The organism is Aminobacter sp. P4_D5, from assembly GCF_056401815.1.
On sequence record NZ_JBFUIP010000246.1, the window covers coordinates 1 to 5,878 of the forward strand.

The 5,878-nt window shown below is 64.1% G+C and carries 7 protein-coding genes; 5 read left to right on the forward strand and 2 right to left on the reverse strand.

All coding sequences use genetic code 11. The features are described from left to right. The first annotated feature begins 97 nt into the window (after positions 1–97). The gene (locus AC1DWF_RS29425) at positions 98–487 is read left to right on the forward strand and encodes an SRPBCC domain-containing protein (protein WP_476781720.1); all 390 of its coding nucleotides are present in this window, start codon (positions 98–100) and stop codon (positions 485–487) included. A 13-nt stretch (positions 488–500) separates the two neighbouring features. On the opposite strand, the gene AC1DWF_RS29430 is transcribed toward AC1DWF_RS29425, so the two are convergent. After that, positions 501–1,295: a class II glutamine amidotransferase gene (locus tag AC1DWF_RS29430; protein ID WP_476781721.1), complete on the reverse strand. Its 795-nt coding sequence runs from the start codon at positions 1,293–1,295 to the stop codon at positions 501–503. Between the two features lie 227 nt (positions 1,296–1,522). On the opposite strand from AC1DWF_RS29430, the gene dut reads away from it, so the two are divergent. The 3 genes from dut to AC1DWF_RS29445 all read left to right on the forward strand — a co-directional run bounded on the left by dut (position 1,523) and on the right by AC1DWF_RS29445 (position 3,537). After that, on the forward strand, positions 1,523–2,002 hold the full coding sequence (gene dut, locus AC1DWF_RS29435) for a dUTP diphosphatase (protein ID WP_476781722.1): 480 nt from the start codon (positions 1,523–1,525) through the stop codon (positions 2,000–2,002). Beyond that, positions 1,999–2,655, forward strand: coding sequence for an HAD family hydrolase (locus AC1DWF_RS29440; RefSeq protein WP_476781723.1), 657 nt, complete (start codon positions 1,999–2,001; stop codon positions 2,653–2,655). The genes dut and AC1DWF_RS29440 overlap by 4 nt, the downstream gene beginning before the upstream one ends. A 72-nt stretch (positions 2,656–2,727) precedes the next feature. Then, entirely contained in the window at positions 2,728–3,537 is an 810-nt protein-coding gene (locus AC1DWF_RS29445; protein ID WP_476788275.1) for an isocitrate lyase/PEP mutase family protein, read from the forward strand. Here the strand turns inward: AC1DWF_RS29445 and AC1DWF_RS29450 are convergent. Continuing rightward, on the reverse strand, positions 3,534–4,250 hold the full coding sequence (locus AC1DWF_RS29450; protein ID WP_476788281.1) for a sulfate transporter family protein: 717 nt from the start codon (positions 4,248–4,250) through the stop codon (positions 3,534–3,536). The genes AC1DWF_RS29445 and AC1DWF_RS29450 overlap by 4 nt on opposite strands. Before the next feature lie 157 nt (positions 4,251–4,407). Between AC1DWF_RS29450 and AC1DWF_RS29455 the strand changes: the two genes are divergently transcribed. Continuing rightward, a complete protein-coding gene (locus AC1DWF_RS29455) occupies positions 4,408–5,400 on the forward strand; it encodes an adenosine kinase (protein ID WP_476788276.1) in 993 nt (330 codons plus the stop codon). The last annotated feature ends 478 nt before the right edge of the window (positions 5,401–5,878 follow it).

The window sequence follows — 5,878 nt, forward strand, 5'->3', positions numbered from 1 at the left end:
CGCGCAAAGGACGCTGTAGCTTTGAAGTTGCGCATGACCCTTTCCGAAAATCGATTCCGATTTTCCGGGTCATGCACCAGCGATCCAGGAGGTCGCCATGACCATCCATCAGGAAGTTCATTTCAAAGGCACGCCGAAAGACATCTACGACCTGCTGCTCAATTCCTCCCGTTTCCAGGCGATGACGGGCGGACGCGCAGCCCACATCTCACCCCATGAGGGTGGCGAAGTGTCGATGTTCGGCGGCGACATCGAAGCGCGGAACGTCGAGCTGGTGCCCAACCGACGCATCGTCCAGACTTGGCGGGCGCGCGCCTGGCCCGAGGGTATCTTTTCGATCGTCCGCTTCGAGTTGCAGGCCGACGGCACCGGCACCAGGCTTGTCTTCGACCAGAGCGGCTATCCCCGGTCGACGCACCACACGCTCGAAGACGGCTGGCAGAAGATGTACTGGGAGCCGATGAACCACGCGCTGACGCATCATTGATGTATCGGCGATTCTACTCGGCAGCGCGCAAGCCTTCAGCCGCCGGCTCAAACGTGCGGATCGACATGCCATCCCGCGTCATGGTGACGAAGCTCGACGGCGGCACCGCCTGCCAGCTCTGGCCTTCGCGGTCGAACGGCTCCGAGACGATGCAGCGGCCACTGCGATGGTCGCTGGTGTAGAGCGTGGGCGCATGCGCATCGGTGGCGTAGCGCACCGCAAACAGGCTCTCCCCATCGCTGAAGGCGGCGGTGAGCTTCAGCTGCGGATCGATGCCGGCGCTATACGCTGCCGCGACGACGCGTCGGGTGGCGCGCGCGACCGCACCTTGCGGATCGGCGTCGAGCCCCTCCTCCAGCATCAGCAGGAAGAACAGTTCGGAATCGGTCGTGCCCTGGCGCTGGTCGTACAGTTCGTCGCCGATGCTCGCTTCTAGCCGGCGGCGGATCTTTTCGAAGCTCGAAATCTGGCCATTGTGCATGAAGCTCCAGCGGCCCGAGATGAATGGGTGGCAATTGGATCGGCTGGTGGCACCACCGGTCGACGCCCTGACATGGGCGAGGAACAGGCCTGATTTGATCTGCCGGCACAGGCTCTTCAGGTTGGGATCGGACCACGCCGGCAAGATGTCGCGGTAGAGGCCCGGTTCCGGACGGTCGCCATACCAGGCGAGTCCGAAACCGTCGCCATTGGTCGGCGACTTCGCTTCCTGGGCGTGGTGGCTCTGGGCAATCAGCGAATGACAAGGCGCTGTCACGATGTCTTCGAGGAAGACCTCATCACCGAGATAGGCAGCCCATCGGCACATGGCTCATCGATCCCAATTTGGGCCCGCAATCGTGGGCGCAGACGTCGCCCAGACTCAGCCAGCATGGATAACAAAACGTAAACGGCGTGCGTATGTCTATCTGACCCAGGTTGCAGCTGCGTTTCGCTGCGGCGCATGGCGAAAACCACACAGTTGCCTCATCTGAAACATAGAGCGCAGATATCGGGATTGACGTTCTTCGATGACCGTCCCATAGGATCGCCGCCATGAAATCCGCCCCTGAAAACTCTTCCGCCCCCGTCATCGGGATCGTCCGCTTGCCGCACTCAGCCGAGCTGCCCCTGCCGTCCTACGAGACATCAGGTGCCGCAGGCATGGACCTGCGCGCCGCAGTGCCCGACGACCGTCCGCTCCTGATCCTGCCCGGCAAGCGCGCATTGGTGCCGACAGGCCTGGTGTTCGAAATATCCGAAGGTTTCGAAGGCCAGATCCGTCCGCGCTCCGGCCTTGCCTTCAAGCACGGCATCACTTGCCTCAACACGCCCGGAACCATCGACAGCGACTATCGCGGCGAGGTCAAGGTGCTGCTGATCAACCACGGCGACGAGGACTTCTACGTCGAGCGCGGCATGCGCATCGCCCAGATGGTGATCGCTTCGGTGACCCGCGCTTCGATCGAGGAACGTAACCTTGCCGGCGAAACGACACGCGGCGCCGGTGGCTTCGGCTCGACCGGCACCGCATGAGGGCGCCCAAGCTCGTCATCTTCGACTGCGACGGCGTGCTCGTCGACACCGAGCCGCTGGCCAACCGGCGACTGTCGTCTTGGCTGAGTGAAGCCGGTTATCCGGTGAGCTACGAGGAGTGCCGCCGGCAATTCGTCGGGCGCAGCTTGGTATCGGTGCAAAAAGAAGTCGAGGCGACGGGCATCAGCCTCGGGCCTGACTTCGTCGAGCGCTGGTATCGCGAGCTGCCTGATCTGTTTGGCAGCGGCGTGCAGGCGATCCCGCATATCGAGACCTTCATAGATGCGGTCAAGTCTGCCGGCATCGGCTATTGCGTGGCGTCTTCGGCGCGCGTCGGCAAGATGCACATGACGCTTGGCCAAACCGGGCTGCTTGAGCATTTCCGCGACGTGCTGTTCTCCGCCACCATGGTCGAGCGCGGCAAGCCGTTCCCCGATCTTTTCCTGCATGCGGCGGGCAAGATGGGCGTTGAGCCGGCCGACTGCATCGTCATTGAAGACAGCGTCGCCGGCGCCCAGGCCGGGGCTGCTGCCGGCATGCGGGTGTTTGCCTATCACGGCGACCCGCATTCCGACCGCGACGGCCTTGCCGCCGCCGGCGGTGTCTTGTTCAACGACATGCGCAGCCTGGCAGGATTGATCCCCATCCCCTGAAATGGGGATTTGTGAGGTCCAGAAGTCCGGGCTAGTATCCCCTTGGTGCGGTTCAGTCTTGAGGGCTAGGCGATGGACAAGGGCGCGGTTTTCCGGAAACTTCACGAGGCGCCCGGCGCCTTCATCATTCCCAATCCGTGGGATGTCGGCACGGCCAAGCTTTTGGCCTCCTTCGGCTTCGAAGCGCTGGCGACGACGAGTGCCGGATTTGCCTTTTCGCGCGGTCTTCCCGACGGCGGCGTCGGCTTTGAGACGATGATCCACCATTGCCGCGACATGGCGCATGCCACCGGCCTGCCGGTGTCGGCCGACCTCGAAAAAGGCAAGGGCGACACCCCCGAAAGTGCCGGCGAGACGATCTTTGCTGCCGAAGCCGCTGGCCTTGCCGGCTGTTCGATCGAGGACCACACCGGCGAAGCCGACAAGCCGATCTACGAATTTTCGCACGCCGTCGAACGGGTGGCCGCGGCGGCCGAGGCCGCACGCGCGCTGAAGCACGATTTCGTGCTGACCGCGCGCTCGGAAAATTTCCTGTGGGACCGGCCCGATCTCGACGACACGATCAGGCGGCTGCAGGCGTTCGAGAAAGCCGGGGCCGACGTGCTCTATGCGCCTGGGATTACCGACATCGGCATGATCCGCACGCTGTGTGCCTCAGTCAGCAAGCCGGTCAACGTGCTAGCGGTGCCGGGCTTTTCTGTCGCGGTCCTTGCCGAGGCGGGTGCCAAGCGCATTTCGCTCGGCTCGAAGCTCACCACCTATGCCTTCGGCATGATGGAGCGGGCGTCGCGCGAGATGCTGGGCCATGGCACGTTCGAGTTTTCCCGCGACGGCATGCCCTATGGCAAACTGCAGACGCTGTTCGCCGCCGACGAGCGCTAAGCCCGGGCTATTGCCATCTCGGTCGCCGACACCGCCTTGTGCAGATGCACCATCATCGCCGCGGCGAAGAGCGGCGTCAGCAGGTTGAGGATCGGCACGGCCAGGAAGGCTGATATGACGAGTCCGGCCAGAAACACCGTGCCGGCGTTGCGGCGGCGCAAGTCCTTGGCCTCCTGCTCCGAACGGAAGCGCATGGCGGCGAATTCGAAGAACTCGCGGCCGAGCAGGTAGCCGTTGACCAGGAAGAAGGCGCCGATGTTGACGACGGGGATGAACATCAGCAGCAGCGCCAGCAGATTGCCCACAATGACGATGCCGAAGAACTTGATCGCCAACACGAGCGAGCGCAGCGCCGGCACCGGGCGGCCGGGCGCATCCCTGGGATAGTCGGTCTTTTCGACGACCTCGGCGACATCGTCCAAGAACAGGCCGGCCACGATCGCCGTCACCGGCGCGATCAGCAGCGCCAGCCCCAACGCCAGGCCTATGCCGGCAATCACGGCGGCGATCAGGCCGAGCCAGCCGGTCCAGGCCGGCAGGCCGGGCAGCATGGCCTCGATCCACGGCCAGGCGAGCCAGTCGAAGACCTCGCGGAGGCCGAACCACAGGGCGACCAGCGCAAGCAACGTCAGCCCCAGCGTCTTCAGGAACACCTGTCGGAACGCTGGCGTGAAGAGCTGGCTTGCAGCAGTGCGGGCGGCGTCGAGTATCATTTCGTTGGTCATCCCCTGTTCGCTCCAAGAGATAGGCAGCGCACCGCAAGGCCTCAAGCGGCGCCGCGACAAATTCGCGGGGTTTGCAAATGCCGCGCGAGCCGTTATTGCGGAGCGGTTTTGTCCACCTTAACGGCACGCCGCCGCGGAGACCCTGATGAGCCAATATGACGTGCTGTGCATCGGCAACGCCATCGTCGACATCATCGCGCAATGCGATGAAGCCTTTTTGGCCGACAACGGCATCATCAAGGGCGCGATGAACCTGATCGACGCCGAGCGCGCCGAGCTGTTGTATCAGCGCATGGGCCCGGCGATCGAGGCCTCGGGCGGTTCGGCCGGCAATACGGCGGCCGGTATCGCCAGCTTCGGCGGCCGCGCGGCCTATTTCGGCAAGGTGTCGCGCGACCATCTCGGCAACATCTTCACCCACGACATCCATGCCCAGGGCGTCGCCTTCGATACCGCGCCACTTGCCGGCACCCCGCCGACGGCGCGCTCGATGATCTTCGTCACCCCCGATGGCGAACGCTCGATGAACACCTATCTCGGCGCCTGCGTCGAGCTTGGGCCAAACGACGTCGAAGCCGACAAGGCAAGCGGTGCCAAGGTCACCTATTTCGAAGGTTATCTGTGGGACCCGCCGCTGGCCAAGGAAGCGATCCGCCTGACCGCGGCGCACGCGCACGCGGCGGGCCGCGAAGTGTCGATGACGCTGTCGGATTCGTTCTGCGTCGACCGCTACCGCGCAGAGTTTTTGGAGCTGATGCGCTCGGGCACCGTCGACATCGTCTTTGCCAACTCCCACGAGATCAAGTCGCTGTACGAGACCTCGTCCTTCGACGAAGCGCTCGAACAGATCCGCAAGGATTGCAAGATCGCCGCCGTCACCCGCTCCGAGAAGGGTTCTGTGATCGTGCGCGGCGATGAAACCGTGGTCATCAAGGCGACCGAAATCCGCGAGCTTGTCGACACGACAGGCGCCGGCGACCTCTATGCCGCAGGTTTCCTCTACGGCTACACCCAAGGGCGCTCCCTCAAGGATTGCGGCGACCTCGGCTCGCTGGCGGCAGGCCTGGTGATCCAGCAGATCGGCCCGCGCCCACGGCAGAATTTGAAGCGCGAAGCCGAACAGGCGGGGCTGCTGTAGGCTTCTTTTTCCTTCGCCCCGTTTACGGGGAGAAGGTGCCCCGCCCTCGACAGGCTCGGGAGGCGGATGAGGGGCGGCGCAAACCTGCCCGCTCTCATTCCCGCCCACCCCCCTCTGTCCTGCCGGACATCTCCCCCCGCAAGGGGGGAGATCAACCATCGCCTCGACTTTCGCCAATCACCAGCCTCCTACTGAACGACATGTTGCAGAACGGGCGCCCCGCCTGACACTGCCAATCTCCCCCCTTGCGGGGTAGATGTCCGGCAGGACAGAGGGGGGGTGCTGTCCGGCGCACCTCTCCTTTGCCACGCCCCGTTGCCGGTCTGGCCATTGTGATGAAAAGTTCGGGAAGCGGGGCGCGAGGCCGTGCCTTCCTATTGATAATATGTGGCGCGACGTTCGCGCCCCGCTCGGTGTTCTTGCCCCGCTCAGTCGCCTCGGCTTTCACCGCCAGCCGCCGCAAGGCCCGGGCTTGGGG

What these genes read in the sequence shown, in the direction of transcription:
- AC1DWF_RS29425 (WP_476781720.1), top strand. Translation starts at nt 98, where the DNA reads ATGACCATCCATCAGGAAGTTCATTTCAAAGGCACGCCGAAAGACATC.
- AC1DWF_RS29430 (WP_476781721.1), bottom strand. Translation starts at nt 1,295, where the DNA reads ATGTGCCGATGGGCTGCCTATCTCGGTGATGAGGTCTTCCTCGAAGAC.
- dut (WP_476781722.1), top strand. Translation starts at nt 1,523, where the DNA reads ATGAAATCCGCCCCTGAAAACTCTTCCGCCCCCGTCATCGGGATCGTC.
- AC1DWF_RS29440 (WP_476781723.1), top strand. Translation starts at nt 1,999, where the DNA reads ATGAGGGCGCCCAAGCTCGTCATCTTCGACTGCGACGGCGTGCTCGTC.
- AC1DWF_RS29445 (WP_476788275.1), top strand. Translation starts at nt 2,728, where the DNA reads ATGGACAAGGGCGCGGTTTTCCGGAAACTTCACGAGGCGCCCGGCGCC.
- AC1DWF_RS29450 (WP_476788281.1), bottom strand. Translation starts at nt 4,250, where the DNA reads ATGATACTCGACGCCGCCCGCACTGCTGCAAGCCAGCTCTTCACGCCA.
- AC1DWF_RS29455 (WP_476788276.1), top strand. Translation starts at nt 4,408, where the DNA reads ATGAGCCAATATGACGTGCTGTGCATCGGCAACGCCATCGTCGACATC.